Raw genomic sequence first — 19,903 nt, forward strand, 5'->3', positions numbered from 1 at the left:
TTGTCTCTTCTTCAGACATGGCCAATACTGTGCGAATAATATCCTTGCTTCTTTCATCGGAAGTATAAAGAAAACGGGCTATCACCCTGCCGGAATCAGGAAGAAACTTTGTATCCTTCCTTGTAACTTTAACCTGCATATTTAAAAATTTACGATGTGGTAAATATACTTTATATTTTTCCAAACATGAATTTAGAACCTTACAAATCAGATTATTTTTTAGATCATACCAGAAGAAAATGTTTGGTTGAAATCGCATCACCAATGGATGAGTTAAAGCAAATATTTTGGCTGGTGGTGGTATGGCATCGAAGTCAAAGGCTTGATGAGCCAAAGCAGGACTCTGCCAGCAATGCAGAAGCAGTTGGGTCTGATGAACTGGCTGGAGCTGCAGGTATTGTATATCGGGGCAACCTGCCTGTTCCGGGCTTCCTTCATTTTGAACAGATACCGGGAGCACAAAGACATCCCCAGAGATTGGGGCTTACGCAACACGTATTTTAAATCCGCTTTGTACAAGGTATGAATTCTAATGTAACCCGCATGCAATAACTTATACAACAAGGAAATGATTGTAACATGCAGGTTCCACAATGACTTGAAGGAAATGCATATTTTGCAAAAAAATAGAATGCTGAAAATCAATTTTTTTAATTAAATTATAACCTAGTGTTGTATTACCCCGCCATGGGACCCGCATGTTTATTCATGCCCTTGTTGCGAAGATTCGTGCATGCAGATTTCATCTGTAAAGAAAAACAAGAAATTTATCTGGAGGAATAAGATCTGATCCTTCTATTTTATACAGATAGCTTTTGATAAATCATCTAATTGAATTACTTTTATTCCCGGTAGTAATTCATTCATCCACCAAGGATTGAGTGGTTTCACTCTTTATATTTTTTTATCCAAAACGTTGCCCACCATGAAGATCACCAGAAAAAAGTTCCTCCAGCAGTCACTGCTTACAGCGCTTGGCATCGGGATCATTCCAAAGGCCTTCAGCCTGGCTTCAAATAAACTCACCTTACCTGGCACACGCGAACTGGGGAAAACAGGAGTTAAAGTCACACCATTAGGAATGGGTGCTTCGCGAACCCAGGAGCCAGCTGTACTCCGCGCTGCGCTCGACCGGGGCATCACCTTCCTGGATACCGGCCGCTCCTATGCCCACGGCCAGAATGAGGTGATGATCGGAAAGACGCTCAAGGGAATCCGCTCCCGGTATGTGATCCAATCCAAGATGAAAGTAAGCGTGGACAATGGATCCGACAGGCAGGAGATAAGAAGACAGATGGAAAACTCCCTTCAGGAGAGTCTGAAAGCCCTTCAAACCGACTACATCGATGTGATGTTGCTGCACGGGGTCCGCCAGGAAGAGATCATCCGCAATGAAACGATCCGCAAGGTTTTTTCGGAGATGAAACAGCGGGGTGCCATCCGGGCCTGCGGCTTTTCCTCTCATATCAATCATGTGGAAGTTTTAAGAGAAGCCAACAAAGACCATTTCTTTGACGTGGCCATGGTCCCTTTCAATCCGGCAGGAGCCTTTCAGCATTCCCAAAGCGATTGGAGCACCTCCTGGAATCAACCTGCATTGGTAGAGTTGATGCAGAAAGCCCATCGAAACGGTATGGGCATCGTGGCCATGAAAACCTGCTCCGGCGGACCTTATGCCCTTCTAAAAGGTGATCAGGCCAGCTACTCAGGAGCCGTACGCTGGGTACTTGAACATGATTTCGTCGACACCTCCGCCGTGGCCATGGCCAGCTTCAGGGAGATCAACGAGCATACAAAAGAACGCCCATAACAGTGAACTACTCCAGGGCATTGTTCGCCTGATGCTGCTCCCCTGTAAAAACCAGTGAGAAGGTTTAACCATAGGGCCCCCGCCGCCTTTTCTCGTCACTCAGGGTCAGTACCACCATAACAGGCAGGTAAACAGCCCCGCCGATCAAAAGGGCATCCTGATATTGCTTGCGCTGGCCCCTGATAAAAAAATAACCGGCTACTGCCGTAGTGGCCACCCCGGTGCCTACCCCGATCCAAATCTTGGCCTGGCGGGACAACCGAAGCTTAAGGCCGGCCTGCCTATCAGCCGGCAGGGCCTGGTCCATCTCCAGATTTACCAATTCAGCCCTGAACTGTTGATAGGTGGCAGGCGGTTCATCAGCTAAAGAAAATAATGCGAACAGAGTAAGCAGTGGCAAAAAAATCCATCTTTTCATGGAGGTCCGGTTTTGGTATCGATTCATTAGACATAAAAACAGATACTTTACATAACGACCCAACTGTACTTTTTAGCATCTAACAAAATAAAAGAATCAATCCATCGGAACAAACACCACCAAAAATTTCATCTATCAGGCGCTTTACACCCGCCATCATGGACGTACGCTCCCTTCACCTGCCGGTCAGGGAAGGGGCTTAACCTTCTTCTCTTAATTGCCGGCGCAACTGAAGGGTCCGTTCTATCTTCCCCTGGAGGGATTGCATCTGCGCCAGCGAAATCGTCTGCTGAGCATCTGAGATGGCCCTGGGGGGATGTTCATGGATCTCGATCAAGATCCCGTCGGCCCCGCTCATGATGCTGGCCAGGGCCATAGGTTCCACCAGATCACGTATACCCGTGCCATGAGACGGATCCACCATCACCGGCAGGTGGGTCTTCTCCTTGAGCAGAGGCACCGCGTTCAGGTCCAGGGTATTGCGGTAGGATTTCTCAAAAGTCCGTATCCCCCGCTCACAAAGAATAATGCGTTCATTACCCCCTGAAAAGATATATTCAGCCGAATAAAGAAGCTCATCCAGCGTCCCCGAGAGCCCCCGTTTCAGAAGGACGGGTTTATCGATTTTCCCCAGGGCATCCAGCAAATTATAATTCTGCGAGTTGCGCGCGCCTACCTGAAAAACATCGACATAGGGGTACATCGAATCAATCATCTCTTCCTGCATGATCTCTGTAACAACTTGAATCCCCTTGTCATGGCATATACTGGAAAAATACTTCAGGCCTTCAATGCCCGCACCCCGGTAGGAATACGGTGAACTGCGCGGCTTAAATACACCTCCCCGCATAAGCCCTATCCCTGTGTACTGAAGAAAATCGCTGATCTGTTCCACCTGCTGCTCACTTTCCACCGAACAAGGTCCTGCTGCCACGCTGAAGTTGTCGCCCCCGATCACGGTATGCTCATCCAAAACAATGCGAGTAGACTCCGTCTTCCATTTAGCCGATACCAGATGGTGATCATCATGTACCGCATGCACGTCTTCTACCCCCTTCAGGTTGCCAATGGAGCGAATGTCAATGTCTTTCTTCCCCAACGCAATAATATAATCCCCCAACTGGGTGTGAACCCTTTTCACATTGAAGCGATGATCTTTCAAAAGGTTGTCCAGATAATCCTTTTCTTCCTCATGAATGTTTTTATTTAGCTGAATAATCATACCGGCCATATTTTATTTCTTTCATGAATGATCGTATGTTTTCCTCAAGCGGCCCCTCTTTTTCCAGTGCCCGGATAAAAGCCGAACCAATAATCCCGCCGTTGGCATGGGCACATACCTGCCGAAACTTCTGGTGGTTGTCAATACCAAACCCCATCAGCACAGGCAACCCAGAGTCAATAGCCCGGATGCGGTTCAGGTATTCCATATGGGCTTGTACATCAATCTGATCGCCCGTGGTGGCAGAGGATGAAACCATATAAACAAAGCCTTGCGAGGCCGGCAAAATGCTCTTTAGCCGGTTGTCAGACGTGGTAGGGCTAACCAGAAATATATTGTAAAGGCCATACTCGGCGAACAAATCCGCATATTCCTTTTCATATACTTCAAGGGGCATATCGGGAAGAATGACCCCATCAATACCTGCTTCGTTACAATGCTGACAAAACTTCTCCATCCCGAAACGGAACACGGGATTCAGATAACCCATCAATACCAGGGGTATAGAAACCGTTTTTCTGATATCCGATAGTTGCTGAAAGAGAACCCGAATGCTCATGCCGTTTTTCAGGGCCACACCACTGCTTTTCTGAATGACGGGGCCATCGGCCATGGGATCCGAAAAGGGCATACCTATCTCAATCAGATCCGCTCCGTGCTTTTCCAGTCCCTCGAGGATGGGAACCGTATCGTTCAGGTGGGGGTATCCTGCCGTAAAATAAACGGAAAGCAGGTCATTGGGCTTATTTTTCAAATATTCGTCCAGTCTGTTCATGGTTTGAGTCGTTTTTGATAGGTGTCCAAATCTTTATCCCCTCTTCCTGAGAGGTTCATTACAGTGACATCGTGTGGCGACATGGAAAGTTCCCCGAGAGCCGCCAGGGCATGTGCCGATTCCAGGGCCGGTATAATGCCTTCCAGGCGCATGCAAAGCCTGGCCGCTTCTAATGCCTGTTGATCACTGGCCGACAGAAACTCTACCCGGCCGATATCCCGCAGATGAGCATGCACAGGTCCGATCCCCGGATAGTCCAGACCGGCAGAAATGGAGTAGGGTTCGGTAACCTGGCCATCGTCGTCTTGCATGACCAGGGTATGGCTGCCATGGAGTATTCCCGCTTTGCCTCTCTGCATGGTGGCAGCAGTCATTCCACTGTTGATCCCCATGCCGGAGGCTTCCACCGCAATGAGCCTTACCTTCTGCTGTTCCAAATAATCATAAAAGATGCCTGCCGCATTGCTTCCTCCTCCCACACAAGCCACGATGTTATTGGGATTTGCATTCCCTGTCCGCTCTTCCAGCTGCTTACACAGTTCGTGACTGATGACCCCCTGCAAACGGGTTACCAGGTCGGGATAAGGATGGGGACCCACAATAGAGCCAATAATATAATGCGTCGTGCCAGGGTTCTTGATCCAATCCCGAATCGCCTCGTTGGTGGCATCTTTTAAGGTTTTATTGCCTGAGGTGACGGGGACCACTTTGGCGCCCAGCAGCTGCATCTGAGCTACATTCCTGGCTTGTCGTGCCATGTCGGTCTCACCCATGTAAACCACGCATTCCAATCCTTTTAATGCACACACCGTAGCCGTTGCCACACCATGTTGGCCGGCTCCCGTTTCAGCAATGATGCGCTTCTTATTTAATCGCTCGGCCAGCAAAACCTGGCCAACTGTATTGTTGATCTTATGGGCTCCGGTATGGTTCAGATCTTCCCGCTTGAGATAGATATGAGTCGAATAATGCTGCGACAATCTGCTGGCATAGTAAAGGGGGGAAGGCCTCCCTACAAAATCCCTCATCAGGGTATGCAGCTCATCGCGATATCCCGGGTCCTCCATTATTTCCAGGTACCGGTTGCGCAACTCCTCTAAATTCGGGTACAGCATCTCGGGAACATAGGCTCCCCCATATCTGCCGTAATAGCCTTGAGGATCTACCTTATATGTCTCTGTCGGCATGTAAATATTCATTTAAATGGTTTGTAAATCGCTTAATTTTACGAACATCCTTTAATCCTGGCCTTTGCTCAAACCGGCTGTTCACGTCCACTCCCCTCAGGGCAGGATGCCGGATCTGAGCAATGGACTCCGCATCCTGCCCGTCTATACCTCCACTCAGAAAAAAAGGCACGGACATTTGATACTTCTCCAACAATTCCCAGTTAAACTGCACGCCATTGCCTCCGGGTTGTTCCCCCCGGGTATCGAAAAGAAAATAATCACATACCAGTGCATAGTCCTCCAGTACATGAAAGTCAAAGGATTCGCTCAGTTGAAATGTCTTGATGATCTCTACCCCCAGGCTCCCCAGTGAGGCGCAAAAGTCAGCAGACTCATTGCCATGCAGCTGCAGGGCGTCCAGCCCGTATTTGCTGGAAATCAACTCTGCCGTGGAAAGAGAAGCATCCACAATCACACCGGTTTTTTTGAAGCTTCCTCTGATGCGTTGAAGAAAACTAACATTCAACATCTCCCCGGCATAACGGGGAGAAGGTTCATAAAAAATAAACCCCAGGTAATCGGGCAATACGGCTTCCAGCAAAAGGCGGATATTTTTTTCATCTCTCAATCCGCAAACCTTGATTTTCATAGCTTGATGGGTTTTGCTTATGATCCAATGATTTTAATTGTCTGATAAAATTTGCGCACGCTTTCCCGGGACGCAGATGCTTCATGAAGGCCTCGCCTATCAGCAGCCCATCGAAACCTCCCATTAGCAATTGATAGGCTGTTTGAGGATGATGGATGCCACTTTCAGCTATTTTCATAAAATGATCCGGCACCCGGTGGGCCAGTTGAAGGGAATGATCGGTATGCACGTCGAAGGTCTTAAGATTCCGGTTGTTGATGCCAACCAGGTCCACCTTGGAATGGATTTTTTTCAAATCGGATTCATCATGGATCTCAAGGAGCACCTCCAGTCCCATTTCGCGGGCAAAACCCGCCAGTTCACTTATCCGACGCCTGGACAACAGGGCAGCTATCAGCAGGATGGCATCCGCCCCATAGGCTTTGGCTTCAAGGAGCTGATAATCCTCAACAATGAAGTCTTTTTGCAAGATGGGACAGTAATTTTCTCTGCGTGCTGTCTTTAGGTTTTCCAGTGATCCTCCAAAATACTTGTGATCGGTGAGTATTGACAAGGCCGAGGCCCCCGCCTGCATATATCCCAGTGTTACCTGGGCCACCCCGGCGTATTCATTGATCAGTCCTTTGGAAGGAGAACGGGTTTTATATTCAGCGATGATACCCGACTTTTCTTCATTGCGAATATAGTCTTTCAGGGATACAGGTTGGGTTGGGAAATAGATGCTACGCTCCAGCAATTTGGGAGGATAAAGGGAACGTCGTTCCTCTACTTCCCGGACTTTATGGGCATAGATCTCATTCAGGATGTTGTCGAATGTTTTCATGATTGCATCTTCATTAACTGTGTAAATGTTTCCAGTGCTTTGCCGTTCGTTAACGAGTCACGGGCTACCTCCACAGACTCTTCCATGCTTTTTTCGGGATGATACACCTGAATGGCCAGGGCTGTATTGGCAACCACCACATCATTCTGAGCTGGAGTGCCCCTGCCTTCCAGTATGTCTTTGAACAAAGCGGCCGAAGCCGGGATATCTTTCCCGCCCTCGATCTCTTGCGGTGCATAACGGTTCAGCCCGAGCTGTTCGGGATAAAGGATCCGGCTGCCGGCGGAAGATTCGAGCCGGGCCGGGCCGGTCAGAGAAAGCTCATCATAGCCATCCAGGCTGTGGACGATGGTATAGTTCACCCCTACATCCTGGTATAGATAATTGTAAAGGCGGCATATCTCCGGGCTGAAGACCCCTACCAGCTGGTTGGCCGGCCGGGTTGGATTGACCAGTGGCCCCAGCATGTTAAAAAAAGTTTTTACTCCAAGGTCTTTTCTCACCGGCGCTACATTCTTCATCGCCGGATGGAAAACAGGGGCATGCAGAAAGCATATATTGGCCTGATCCAACTCCCTCCTGAGTTTATCGGAATCACCCGAAAAGCGGTATCCGAAATATTCAAGCACATTGGAGGAACCACAGGAAGAGGATACGCTGTAATTCCCATGCTTCGATACTTTCAGTCCGGCACCTGCCGCCACGAAAGAAGCCAGAGTGGATATGTTAAAGGTATTCTTCCCATCCCCACCCGTACCGCACAGATCAATGGTGTTGAACTCACTCAGATCAGGAGAGATGCACAGTTGCAACATCGCCTCACGGAATCCGTTCAACTCATCAACCGTGATGTTCCTCATCCGGTATACGGTCAGGAAAGAAGCCATCTGGGAGTGATTGTACATGCCACCTGCCAGCTCTACCAGAATGGTATAGGCCTCTTCCTTGGTTAAATGTCTGTGCGCATATAATGTTTCCAGGGTTGTTTTCATTGTTACCGTTTTAAGATTCAACAAAAAAGATATCCCTTCCGAAGTGGATCGATCTCAAAGTGCTCATCGTCTTTACCCGGGATATGGATAGCTGGCTGCTGGCATCCCAGCCAGTTGGAGATCATGCGGGCACCATGAGGGGTCATCACCGATTCCGGATGGAATTGAACCCCTTTTACCCGGTATCGCTTATGGCGCAATGCCATGGGAATGCCCGTTTCATCAACGGCTGTGACCTCCAGCTCTTCCGGGAGCTGCGCAGGGTCAAGGGCCCAGGAATGATATCTTCCCGCCGCCCATTCCCCGGGCAGGCCCCTAAAAAGTTCGTCTTCATGAACCACCCGGATGGTTGAGGATATACCATGATAAACCCTTTCCAGGTTGTAAAGCTTCCCATGAAAAACCTCAGCAATGCCCTGCATGCCCAAACACACGCCCAGGATGCTTTTAGAGGGAGCCAGCTCGCGGACCAGCTCTTTCATCGTGCCTGCCTCATCGGGAATACCCGGACCGGGAGAAAGAATAATCCGGTCGTATTCACGGGCTTTAGAGAGAGAAAGTTCATCATTGCGGGCTACATCTACCTTGTATGGCGATACGCTTTCAACCAGATGTACCAGGTTGTAGGTAAATGAATCGTAGTTGTCCAGAACAAGTATCTTCATAGTATTAAAATTTACATGTTAATGACCTGGGCTTGCTCAATGGCATCTCTCAATGCCTGCAGTTTATTATCCACTTCTGCCAGTTCGTTCTCTTCGTCGGATTGATTGGTGATACCGGCTCCGGCCTGATAATGCAGCATATTGCCCCTGCTTAAAAAGGAACGGATGGTGATGGCATGGTTGATGCTGCCGTCAATGCCTATATGGCCGATACAGCCTCCGTAGAAATTACGTTTTTCCGGTTCATACTGGTCAATCAGCTCCATGGCCCTGATCTTGGGTGCACCGCTTAATGTTCCCGCCGGAAAGGTATCGGCCAGTACCTGTACCCCATCCTTTGCATCATTCATCTTACCGCTTACTGTCGAGACAATATGCAATACATGGGAATAAAACTGTATTTCTTTATTCTTAATCACCTGCACCTCCGAGGTGGATTTGCTCAGGTCATTGCGGGCCAGGTCCACCAACATGACATGTTCAGAATTTTCCTTCTCATCCTCAATCAATTGTGCGGCCAGCTTTTTGTCCTCCTGATCATTGCCGGTACGGCGAAAGGTGCCGGCAATAGGATTGATTATAGCCTGCCTGCCCTGCGTTTTAATCTGCATCTCAGGGGATGATCCCATGATCCGGTAATCACCGAACTCAAAATAAAACAGATAGGGTGAGGGATTGATTGAACGAAGCGCCCGGTACACATTGAATTCATCGCCTTTGAAGCCCCGGGTAAACCGGCGGGATAAAACAAGCTGAAACACATCGCCCCGCTGACAATGTTCTTTAGCCCGGGAAACAAGACCTTTGTAATCCCCATCCTCCATGTTGGCCTCCTCATGCCCCGGGGTATGAAAAGGGTAATTTACGATGGGCCGGTTTTTGATCTGAAAAAGCACTTGCTCCAGTTGGCTCTCCTGACCGTGGAATAAATTTTCCGTAATCGTTAGTTGATCATTGAAATGATTGATGGAAATGACAAACCGGTATAAATGATAGCGTACGGCAGGAATCATTTCTCCCGGTTTCTGCTTACTCTCCGGCAATTTCTCGAAGAAACGCACCGATTCGAAGTTCATATACCCGAAGAAACCGTTGGGGTGTCCATCGTTTTCTATAAATTCAAATGAATCCATAAATTTTCTTAAGGATTGATGGATCGCTTCAGAGCTGTTTAATGGCCGGACTTGCCCCTGCTCCCCATCATACCGGGTAAGGATTTGTTCTTCATCAGCCATGAAATCGGCAATAGGCTCCAAACCAATATAGGAGAAGCAGTTCTCCAGGTGATGAAAGTCGGAGCTCTCCAACAGAACGGACCCTGAATACAGGTCTCTAAGCTTCAGATAGATGCTTACCGGGGTGGTGCTGTCGGCCAGCAAGGTTTGATGTTTGGTAACGACTTTTCTCTTCATTTTCGAGGGATTTTAAAATTAAAAAACCCACCCGGGAATTGCCGGATGGGTTTATAATCAATAACAGGCAGCCTTCCTCACGGGTATTGCGTAAGCGATTCAGGCCACCACCATTTTTCTAATATGTTGTTCGCTCGTTTCATTCTATATTGAGTTATATCAAAAAAAGGCCCACCGGGAGTCGGTGGGCCTTTTTTTTATTTTATCAGGCATAGCACGCTTCTCTCACGGTTTTCGTGGGATGTTGCGGTGCCACCACCAGCTATTGATATTAAACATATTGGTCTTCATAAATCGCTTTTCACTCTGTCGGCAAATATAGAAAAAAAAATGATAAAACTGCAAGCCCCTCCCAAAAACTTTTTTGCCGAAATCGTATAAAATATTATATGAAACCACTTTATACAACAGGATAATCTGTTTGAAAAAAGTAGGAACCCCTGAACTTTTTCCTCAAAAATATGTACCAATACATAAAAATATACCAATACATAGAAATGTTCCAATAGAGAAATGAACCAATAGAGATTAAACTTTTGCGACAACCTGCCCAGGAATCATCATGTAAAACGCTGAACTATGAAAATCATCCGGATAACAGGCAACCTCAGATCATTCTTTGCATTATTAGCCCTCACAAGCATTTTTCTGCTGGGTTCTTCTCTCCATATGTATGGCCAGTCGGGAACGATCGTGGTGGGCAACAAAAGCGGCAACACCGTCTCATTTATTGACCGTTCCACAGGCAAAACCATAACAACTCTGCCCACGGGCGTGCAGCCACATGAAGTAGAAGTTTCCGGCGGGGGACGTTGGGCAGTTGTAGCCAATTATGGCGACCGGGAAAATCCCGGCAATACACTATCCGTTTATAATGTGAAGCAGGCTAGCCAGGCACGAACCATCGAGCTCGGCAAAAACACCCGGCCTCACGGATTAGACTGGATACCAGGCACTTCAAAGATCCTGGTTACCACCGAAGGCAGTAAAAAATTGCTTGTGGTGGATGTGAAGGAGGGAGAAATATTAAAGGCCCTTGATACCCGCAGGGAAATATCGCATATGGTAGCTGTAACGCCCGATGGCCAGCGTGCTTTTGTATCCAGCATCCGCAGCGGTGATGTAACAGTATTCAGTTTACCCCGTGGTGAACGGCTTGCTCAGCTTTACAGCGGAAAGGGCGCAGAAGGCCTTGCCGTCTCACCCGACGGCAAGGAAGTCTGGGTAACCAACCGGGCCGACAATACCCTTGCTGTATTTGACGCAAAAAGCCTGGAACGCATCGAAACACTCTCCTGTGGAGACTTTCCCATCAGGGCCAAATTCTCTCCCAATGGAAGGTATTTCGTGGTCAGCAATGCACAATCCGGAGATGTAGCCATCTTCCATGCCAACAACAAAAAACTCATCAAAAAAATACAGATGCGCCCACCGGTACCGGAAGATAAAGACCCTCAACGCTACTTCTCCGAGTTCGAAGGCACTTCTGTTCCCATAGGCGTAGTTGTGCCAGATAACCGAACTGCCTATATCTCTAATACCCGCTCCGATGTGGTAACGGTGATCGATCTCGGGAAGCTCACGATCCGCGGGCATTATGAGGCTGGCAAAGAACCAGATGGAATCAACTTCTCACCCCTCCTTCCGGAATAGTATCCAGGCCAGGCCATTACCAGCCATGAGTCTGCATTGAAACCCTTGCGCAACTCCTTCCTTACGTTTTTTCGAAGGAAAATTACTATCTTTCGTGGTGTAAAACCAAAATGATTCGCCATGAAGCCATATGTATCCATTGTAGTCACTGTCGTGTTAAGCCTTAGTTTTTTTAGGGGACTATCCCAGGAATATAATGACTCGCCGGAAATCAGAGGCATGAAAAGCATCTCAAGCCATGAATTGCTGGGTTATGTCAAGGAGATGGCATCTGAAAAGTACGGGGGACGGTTAACCGGTACACCAGGCTACGATTCATCCGCCCAGTGGCTGATACGTCATTTAAAAGGGTGGGGCGTGGAGGGAAAAGCGCCATCGGGAGGCTACCTCCAGCATTTCGATATTCCCTACACCCGGGTTTTCCCAGGTTGCAGGGTGACGCTTCATCTTCCCCAAAACGGTGGCGAAATTCTCAAGCATTATGATTATGTGAGCGAGTTCATTCCCGGCGCCACTTCTGATTCCGGTACGGTACAAGCCGAGGTGGTTTATGCCGGATACGGCATTACAGCCCCCGAATTGGGATATGATGACTATCAGGGGATCGATGTGGAGGGAAAGATCCTGCTGATGGAGCGGGAAGTGCCCCTCAATCCCAAAGATGACACCACCCTGTTTAAGAAGTGGGAGCCCTATTCCCACCATTCCTATAAGCTGAAGAATGCCGTCCGGCACGGAGCCGCAGGCATGCTGTATAATTACGGCCCCATCGTAAATCCCAACAATGCATTTGAACCGGGGTTCATCTATTCCCATGTGGGAGACACAGTGGTGCAGGATATTTTTGCCGGCACGGGTCGTTCTCACCAGCAAGTAACCGATTCCATCAGGGACAATCTGCAGCCCGTTTCTTTTCCTACTGGCAAGACATTCACCATCACCAACAACACACAGCACTTCCCCAACGGCAGGGGCAGCAATGTGATCGGTTATATGGAGGGGAGTGATCCCCGGTTGAAAGATGAGGTGATCATCATAGGTGCCCACCTCGACCACCTGGGCAGATGCTGGGAGCTCATTCCAGGAGCCAACGACAACGCCTCGGGAGTGGCCGTGATGATGGCCGTTGCCAGGGCGCTTTCCGAATATAACATCCAAATGAAAAGATCGGTCATGTTTTTGTCTTTCGGTGCAGAAGAGCAGGGGATTGTCGGTTCCAGGGTTTATCTGCAGAATCCTTCCTTTCCCCTGGAAAAGACATGGGCATTGCTTAATCTCGATGGTGTGGGTGTAGGCAACAAGATCGGTGTAACCGCCGGCAAAAATTTTCCCCGGCGATACACCTTTTTCAGGGATGTCAATGAACAATACATCCACCGGCACCTGAATCCTTCCTCCTTTCTTAACATCACCCGCCCCCGCCTGGATGCCGCCCGTTTCATGAAGGCCGGTGTGCCCATACTGAGCTTTTATGCCTACGGGGCTCCCTCAATATATCACCAACCGGGCGATGATGTGGACAGGATCACCCCTGAGATCATGGAAGAGATGGCCCGGATGCTCTTTATGTCTGTGATCCGGATGGCCAATCATTAAGAAGCGACCAAACCAATAACCATTCAAACGATGGCTTTCGGCTTATGCCGGAGGCCATTTCTCATTTTTCCTGTTTTTTTTTTATTATTGCAAATTATTTGCAAATTCTTCAACCGGTAAATAATTCAATACTCCATGAGCAAGTATACCCTTCACTATTCCAGGTCCCAACTTTCCATTCTTGTTATTCTGCGTCTTCTAATGGGATGGTATTGCCTCTATGAAGGCATTGCCAAGCTGATAAATCCCGGCTGGTCCTCGGCCCCTTACCTGCTGGATTCCGGTGGATGGTTTGCAGGAGTATTTCAGTCCATACCCAATCATCCCGACTTGCTGCTTATCATTGACCAGCTTAATATCTGGGGTTTGATTGCCATTGGTGCCGGGCTGATTGTGGGATTTATGACCCGCACGGCCACCATCGCAGGTATCGCTCTGCTGAGCTTCTACTATCTTTCTCATCCGCCTTTAATAGGAGCCGATTATGCCATGCCCACCGAGGGCAATTACCTGTGGGTCAATAAAACCCTGATAGAAATCTTCGCCCTTGCTATACTGCTTGTTTTCCCCACCGGCAAACGCCTGGGACTGGACCGGCTTATATGGAAAAAAAATTATTGAACCGCGCAGCATCCATTAAATCCCCCTCAACATGTCAAAGAAAAATTCTAACAAACCATCCGGGCACACAGGCCAATCAACTAATAAACAAGAGCAGGCAGGTAAAAAAGGCCTCTCCCGGCGTGATGTCCTGAAATCCCTGGCAACCCTTCCCGTGCTGGGTGCACTGGCATATGGTGTCTTCCGCAAACAGAGATACAAAAATTTTCTCAGGCAAAATATTTTGCAGGAAACAAGCATGTCCCGGAACACACCTTCCCCTGTATACTTTGGAAAGGCCACCGGTGAAAGGCTTCGACTGGGCATCATAGGGTATGGTGGCAGGGGGGAGCATCTGGTCCGGGCATTGGGCTTTCCCCACCCGGATGTGATCGATACCTGGAAACAGGCTGCCATGAAGGACTCAAAGGACAAGCGCTATGAACAATACATGAGCCAACCCGACCTGAATGTGGCCATCAATGGCATCTGTGATATTTTTGATGTTCACGCCGAGCGGGCACTTAAGGCGGGAGCCAACCAGGGAAGAGAAGGCAGCAATGGATCCCTGGGGCAAGCACCCAAAAGATACCGGCGTTATAAAGATCTGATGTCTGCCAACGACATCGATGCCGTGGTCATTGCCACACCCGATCACTGGCATGCCCGCATGATTATGGATGCCGCCCGGGCCGGCAAGCATGTATATGTTGAAAAAGCCATGACCCGCACCGTGCAGGAAGCCTTTGAGGTCAGAGAAACCGTGCACCAAAGCAACATCATCTTCCAGCTGGGCCACCAGAACCGGCAGACCGAAAGTTACCTCAAGGCGGAGGAAGCCATCCGCAAAAAACTGCTGGGCAACATCAACCTCATTGAGGTGACCACCAACCGCAATTCTCCGACTGGCGCCTGGGTATACCCGATCCATCCCAGGGCCGGCAGACAAACCATCGATTGGCAGCAATTTACTGAACCCACAAGCAACCACCCCTTCAGCAAAGAGCGTTTCTTCCGTTGGCGGTGTTGGTGGGACTATGGCACCGGCCTGTCCGGCGACCTGCTGACCCATGAGTACGATGCCCTCAACCAGATCATGCACCTGGGTATCCCCCGATCGGCCATGGCTTCCGGAGGTATCTACCACTACAAGGACGGACGCACCGTTCCCGATACCCTTCAGGTAGCCTATGAATACCCCGAAAGAGATCTAACCCTGCTCTACAGCGCTACCCTGGCCAGCCGGAAAGACCGGGGCAAAGTGATCATGGGCCACGATGGTTATATGGAGCTGGGAAATACCCTCCAAATATATGCCGACCCCCGGTCCACCCGGTACAAAGAAAAAATAGAAAAGGGCATCATCGATCCTTCCCTTCCGATCTATTCCTATGTACCGGGTAAGAAAGGGGTAGATGCGGTAACCTCTGCCACCGAAAAATACTTCGCCGGCCGGGGACTGCTCTATACCTACCGCGGTGGCAAAAGAGTCGATACCACCCACTTGCACCTGGCCGAGTGGATCCATGGCATCCGGACCGGCAAGCAACCCAGCTGCAACATCAACCGGGGTTTTGAAGAGGCCATCACAGCTCATATGTCTACCCTATCCTATAAAGAAAACCGCAAGGTATACTGGGATGCAACAAACCAGCAAATTGTTTGATGCATCTGTAGCAGGTCATCTATAAACCGCGAAATAAGCAATTTTTTGCCGGTATTGCATTTTTTTATATATTAGCCAAAATCCTGATACCCAAATTAGATTTAAGCCGGCCCGGTTCAAATTGAACATTGACCATCCATGCGACCCAAACGATTCCTGAAACACCGGAATATTTCTAGCCATAGATCTCCCCTTTCTTTCCAGCTCTTCCTGCTGCTGGGAACCATTCTGGTAGTTTTAATCATCGGCATCATATCTTCTCAAAAGACAGGGCAACGCATGCTATCCCGGTACGCACCACTGATCGATGCCACCATGACTATCAAACACGAAGCCACCCTCACCCATTTGTGGATGGAAGAAGCTATAGCTTCCGGTAACAAAAACATGATCGATTCGGTGTATGCCAGCCTGGACCGCTCCAGTCAATATACCCGGACCATGCTTGAGGGAAACCAAACAGACAAAGGACAACTCCTTACCGTTCAGGACACCTCCATCCGCTCGAGGCTGAAGAAGTTGCTGAAAAGACAACAACGATTCAGGGAACTGGCAGAAATGAGGGCTGCTGCACTGCGCAACTCCACCCACTCCTTCCTGCTGCATGAAAAATTTAACCGTACCTACCACCAGGTAGAACATCAAGCCAATCAGGCAAAGCAGGCAATTCAGAAAATAATGAACAGCCAGCTCCACCGTTTCCGAACTTTACAATCTTCAATATTAGGAGCCATACTGCTTATAACCATCATCACCGGCTGGCTCCTATACCGATACATCAGGGAGAGGAAACAAAACCTCCAAACCATCACCGAAAGTGAGGAAAGATACCGCAAATTTTTCCTCACATCCCGGGATGCGGTTTTCATCACTTCTCCCCAGGGTGAATGGCTGGATATGAACGATGCCACCGTTGAGCTATTGGGATATCCCGATAAAGAGAGCCTGAAGAAAACCCCCGTCACCCGGATCTACCGGAGACCCGAAGACAGAAAAAAACACCTGGATCAGATCCTGTCCAGCGGCTTTACAAAAGAATACCCCGTAGACCTGGTCAACAAAGACCAGCAAATCATTCACGCCCTGATCACATCTATCCCGGTTTACGACGATCAGGGCCAGGTCAAAGCCTTTCAGGGTACCATCTACGACCGTACCTATGTCAAACAGACAGAAGAAGCCTTGCGCCGGGAACGCAACAAGCTACAACAAATAACTGAAACCAGCCCGGTAAGCATCGCCCTGATGGATACCGAAGGAAACATCGTATATGCCAATAAGAGAGCCGAACAGGTGCTGGATCTGACCAAAAAAAAGCAGGATCAAACCCATTACGATAACCCCCGATGGGAAATCACCGATCTCGATGGCAATCTCTTTCCCAGGGAACAACTCCCGCGTGAAAGGGTGAAAAAAACAGGGAGCCCCGTCTATGGAATAGAATGTGCCCTTTACAAAGACAGCACTCAGACAAAATTGCTGCAAATCAATGCAGCTCCCCTATTCGACGCTTCCAACCAACTATCCGGCATCATAACCACCATGGAGGACATCACACTCAGAAAAAATAACGAAAAACGCATTGATCATCTCAACACGGTTCTGGATGCCATTAGAAAAATCAATCAACTGATTATTAAAGAAAGAGACAGGGCTGTCCTTATCCAGGAGGTTTGTGAAATTCTTACCAGCACCAGAAACTTCACCAATTCCTGGGTGGCATTGCTGGATGAAGAAAACCATGTTCATATGGCCCGGGAATCCAGGACGAGGAAAGATTTTACCTCATTCAGAAAGCAGATCGAAAAGGGCTACAGGCCCGAATGCATGAAGGAAGTAATGGCAAATAAGCAGGTCTTCGTTCCCAAAGACTCCCCCCAATGCCGCGACTGCCCCCTCGCCGATCACTACCAGGAGACCAGAACCATCAGTTTACCCTTGATACATGGCTATAAGCTTTTCGGTATTCTCAATGTCACCTTACCTCAAGAAATCACCAAAGATCCCAAGGAATTGGCCTTGCTCGAAGAGATGGCACATGATATCGGATTTGCCCTGTATAACCTTGAACTCAGGGAAACCAAATCCCGTATGGAAGTATCCCTGATGGAAAGCGAACAAAAATTTCGCACCCTCATGGAGAATGCTTTTGACGGGATCTATCTGACCCGCGGCAAACATTTCGAATATGTGAATCAGCGGTTTTGTGATATTACGGGTTTTTCAGCCCGTCAACTCACCTCCCCCGATTTTGATTTCTATCTTTTGCTCACAGAAAAAAGCAAAGAAATTGTTTCTCAGAGATATAAAGCGAGAAAAAGGAACGAGGACATACCCCACCGCTATGAAATGCAACTATATACACAGGCGGGCGAACTTAAGGATGTCGAATTGAGTACCGTTTCCCTGAAGTCGAATAATGAGGTGACGGTGATGGGGATCATGCGGGATGTTACCCAGCGTAAGATGGCTGAGAGGGAATTGCTTAAAGCAAAAGAGAAAGCTGAGGAAAGCGACCGGCTCAAATCTGCATTCCTGGCCAATATGTCGCATGAAATACGAACCCCCATGAATGGAATCGTAGGATTCACTAAACTTTTAAAGGATAAAGATTTTTCGAAAAACAAACAGCAGGAATTTCTCAGCATCATCGATTCACGCTCTCAACACCTGCTCCAGCTGATCAATGACATCGTTGACATCTCCAAAATCGAAGCGGGCCAGCTCCAAATCCATAAAAACAGCTTCTACCTGAACAACCTGTTCGATGAACTCTTTGAGATCTATCAAGGGGAGCTGGAAAACAAAAGTAAAGCCTCCATCCGGCTCCAGGTAAATAAAGCATTCAGCAATGCGCACTCAGCAATTTATTCTGACCAGCTGCGCTTGAAGCAAATCATTACCAACCTGCTGAGCAACGCGGTTAAATTTATTGAATCGGGTACCATCACATTTGGTTATGAGCCTGCCGGAAGCAATACCTTACAGTTTTTTGTAGAGGATACAGGTCCGGGCTTATCCGGGAATAACAAGAAGCTGATCTTTAACCGCTTCAGGCAGGCAGAGGAGCCTCCTGCCAAAGGCCATTCAGGAACAGGACTTGGATTATCCATCAGCAAGAACCTGGTGGAAATGCTGGGAGGAAAAATATGGGTGGAATCGGAAGAAGGCAGAGGAGCCCGCTTCCTGTTTACCCTGCCTTATGAACCTGCGATAGAGGAAAAACCTGCATCAAACAGAATCTATGAATTCCAAAACGACTACACCGGTGTGTTTTCAGGACGCAAGATCCTGCTGGTAGAAGATGATCCCGTTAGCAGGCAATTCACCAATGAAATACTTACCCCTACCGGAGCCGTCATCTATAATGCAGAAAATGGTGAACAGGGTTTGAACCTCTTTAAAAAACATAAAAAACAGCTTTCCCTGATACTCATGGATCTTCGCCTCCCTGATATCAATGGACTTGAGCTCACCCGAAAGATTAACAAACACAATGAGTCGATTCCAATCATCGCTCAAACAGCTTATGCTATGGCTGAAGATAGCGGAAAAAGCCTTCAGGCCGGTTGCACCGATTACCTGGCCAAACCAATTGATGCAGACAAATTGCTGACCATCCTCAAGCGCTATCTGACCTGACAGGGCTTCTTTATCAACAAAAAAGCCTGGTCGTTAATAAGATGCAGAATTCCCGGCCCTTATTTCGTTTTCAAATTATCAACCAGCTCACCTGAACTCTATGAGAAGATTGTAAAATAATACCGGCAGGTTTTGAGTTTATTTTTGTAATATTGCTTACCGTAAATTGATCACCGATAATAAGATTTGAATATGCTGAAGAAAATCCGGACGCTTCTGAAAAACCATTGGATTAAAATCACTGCCTCCCTGTTGGCCGGCTTGCTGATCGGGGGAGGAATCATCTATAGCATTGAACAACAGCAGGAAAACTTCTGGCGGGAGAAATACATTCAACAAACCCAACAAAACGATTCCCTAAGAAAGCAAATCAAGCAGCTCAACGACCAACACAACATACTGATCAATAGAAACAAAAAGATGAAGGATGATCTGGGCATCACCATCCTGTCAAGCATCCGATCCAATTTTTATGATCTTAAGGCTCTTAAATCAGAGGATTATAATACACAGCTCTATTACAACCAGCAGGAATACAAATCCAACCTGGTTCCAAAGACCATCGGCGATAAATGGAACATCGATATCTTCAATGAACAGTACAAAAGTGAACTCCAAACGTTGATGGATTCCATCTATAAAGCCAAAAATCAGTAATAAATAAATCACCTTAAAATCCCCCGCATGGAACTTATGTATGAACTAAGAATCCTGCTTCATGTAGTTATTGCCTCCCTTTTGGGAGGAGTAATCGGTTACGAAAGGGAAAAAACAAATAAACCGGCAGGGATCAAAACCAATATGATCGTTG

General features: G+C 48.1%; 18 protein-coding genes. 9 read left to right on the forward strand and 9 right to left on the reverse strand.

What is annotated here, in order from left to right; genetic code table 11:
• Positions 1 to 264 precede the first annotated feature (264 nt).
• Both KGY70_06975 and KGY70_06980 read left to right on the forward strand, forming a co-directional pair.
• Positions 265 to 504 (forward strand): hypothetical protein, encoded by a 240-nt coding sequence (locus tag KGY70_06975; GenBank protein ID MBS3774909.1) that lies wholly within the window; start codon positions 265 to 267, stop codon positions 502 to 504.
• A 421-nt stretch (positions 505 to 925) separates the two neighbouring features.
• Positions 926 to 1,810 carry an aldo/keto reductase gene (locus KGY70_06980; GenBank protein ID MBS3774910.1) on the forward strand — a complete coding sequence of 295 codons (885 nt, stop codon included), beginning with the start codon at positions 926 to 928 and terminating at the stop codon, positions 1,808 to 1,810.
• Positions 1,811 to 1,874: 64 nt separating this feature from the next.
• Here the strand turns inward: KGY70_06980 and KGY70_06985 are convergent, their stop codons facing one another.
• The 9 genes from KGY70_06985 to KGY70_07025 form a co-directional block, all read right to left on the reverse strand.
• The gene (locus KGY70_06985) at positions 1,875 to 2,228 is read right to left on the reverse strand and encodes a hypothetical protein (protein MBS3774911.1); all 354 of its coding nucleotides are present in this window, start codon (positions 2,226 to 2,228) and stop codon (positions 1,875 to 1,877) included.
• Between the two features lie 199 nt (positions 2,229 to 2,427).
• Entirely contained in the window at positions 2,428 to 3,450 is a 1,023-nt protein-coding gene (gene aroF / locus KGY70_06990; protein ID MBS3774912.1) for a 3-deoxy-7-phosphoheptulonate synthase, read from the reverse strand.
• A complete protein-coding gene (locus KGY70_06995) occupies positions 3,431 to 4,225 on the reverse strand; it encodes a tryptophan synthase subunit alpha (protein MBS3774913.1) in 795 nt (264 codons plus the stop codon). Before KGY70_06995 ends, aroF begins: the two co-directional genes overlap by 20 nt.
• The gene (trpB, locus tag KGY70_07000; protein ID MBS3774914.1) at positions 4,222 to 5,412 is read right to left on the reverse strand and encodes a tryptophan synthase subunit beta; all 1,191 of its coding nucleotides are present in this window, start codon (positions 5,410 to 5,412) and stop codon (positions 4,222 to 4,224) included. The genes KGY70_06995 and trpB overlap by 4 nt, the downstream gene beginning before the upstream one ends.
• Positions 5,393 to 6,043: a phosphoribosylanthranilate isomerase gene (locus tag KGY70_07005; protein ID MBS3774915.1), complete on the reverse strand. Its 651-nt coding sequence runs from the start codon at positions 6,041 to 6,043 to the stop codon at positions 5,393 to 5,395. The genes trpB and KGY70_07005 overlap by 20 nt, the downstream gene beginning before the upstream one ends.
• The gene (locus KGY70_07010; protein MBS3774916.1) at positions 6,012 to 6,866 is read right to left on the reverse strand and encodes an indole-3-glycerol-phosphate synthase; all 855 of its coding nucleotides are present in this window, start codon (positions 6,864 to 6,866) and stop codon (positions 6,012 to 6,014) included. Before KGY70_07010 ends, KGY70_07005 begins: the two co-directional genes overlap by 32 nt.
• Entirely contained in the window at positions 6,863 to 7,858 is a 996-nt protein-coding gene (gene trpD, locus KGY70_07015; GenBank protein MBS3774917.1) for an anthranilate phosphoribosyltransferase, read from the reverse strand. Before trpD ends, KGY70_07010 begins: the two co-directional genes overlap by 4 nt.
• A 17-nt stretch (positions 7,859 to 7,875) precedes the next feature.
• Entirely contained in the window at positions 7,876 to 8,523 is a 648-nt protein-coding gene (locus KGY70_07020) for an aminodeoxychorismate/anthranilate synthase component II (GenBank protein MBS3774918.1), read from the reverse strand.
• Between the two features lie 11 nt (positions 8,524 to 8,534).
• A complete protein-coding gene (locus KGY70_07025; protein MBS3774919.1) occupies positions 8,535 to 9,935 on the reverse strand; it encodes a chorismate-binding protein in 1,401 nt (466 codons plus the stop codon).
• 579 nt (positions 9,936 to 10,514) lie between these two features.
• Here KGY70_07025 and KGY70_07030 point away from each other — a divergent pair.
• The 7 genes from KGY70_07030 to KGY70_07060 all read left to right on the forward strand — a co-directional run.
• On the forward strand, positions 10,515 to 11,588 hold the full coding sequence (locus KGY70_07030; protein MBS3774920.1) for a beta-propeller fold lactonase family protein: 1,074 nt from the start codon (positions 10,515 to 10,517) through the stop codon (positions 11,586 to 11,588).
• Between the two features lie 120 nt (positions 11,589 to 11,708).
• The gene (locus tag KGY70_07035; protein MBS3774921.1) at positions 11,709 to 13,184 is read left to right on the forward strand and encodes a M28 family peptidase; all 1,476 of its coding nucleotides are present in this window, start codon (positions 11,709 to 11,711) and stop codon (positions 13,182 to 13,184) included.
• Between the two features lie 135 nt (positions 13,185 to 13,319).
• On the forward strand, positions 13,320 to 13,805 hold the full coding sequence (locus KGY70_07040) for a DoxX family membrane protein (protein MBS3774922.1): 486 nt from the start codon (positions 13,320 to 13,322) through the stop codon (positions 13,803 to 13,805).
• A 31-nt stretch (positions 13,806 to 13,836) separates the two neighbouring features.
• On the forward strand, positions 13,837 to 15,450 hold the full coding sequence (locus KGY70_07045; protein ID MBS3774923.1) for a Gfo/Idh/MocA family oxidoreductase: 1,614 nt from the start codon (positions 13,837 to 13,839) through the stop codon (positions 15,448 to 15,450).
• A 138-nt stretch (positions 15,451 to 15,588) separates the two neighbouring features.
• Complete coding sequence (locus tag KGY70_07050; GenBank protein ID MBS3774924.1) at positions 15,589 to 19,092, forward strand: PAS domain S-box protein; 3,504 nt, start codon at positions 15,589 to 15,591, stop codon at positions 19,090 to 19,092.
• 192 nt (positions 19,093 to 19,284) lie between these two features.
• Positions 19,285 to 19,749 carry a hypothetical protein gene (locus tag KGY70_07055; GenBank protein MBS3774925.1) on the forward strand — a complete coding sequence of 155 codons (465 nt, stop codon included), beginning with the start codon at positions 19,285 to 19,287 and terminating at the stop codon, positions 19,747 to 19,749.
• A gap of 27 nt (positions 19,750 to 19,776) precedes the next feature.
• Positions 19,777 to 19,903: MgtC/SapB family protein (locus tag KGY70_07060; GenBank protein MBS3774926.1), on the forward strand; the 127-nt coding region annotated here is incomplete at its 3' end.

The sequence above is a fragment of the Bacteroidales bacterium genome (assembly GCA_018334875.1).
In the GTDB taxonomy this organism is placed as follows: Bacteria; Bacteroidota; Bacteroidia; order Bacteroidales; family UBA12077; genus JAGXLC01.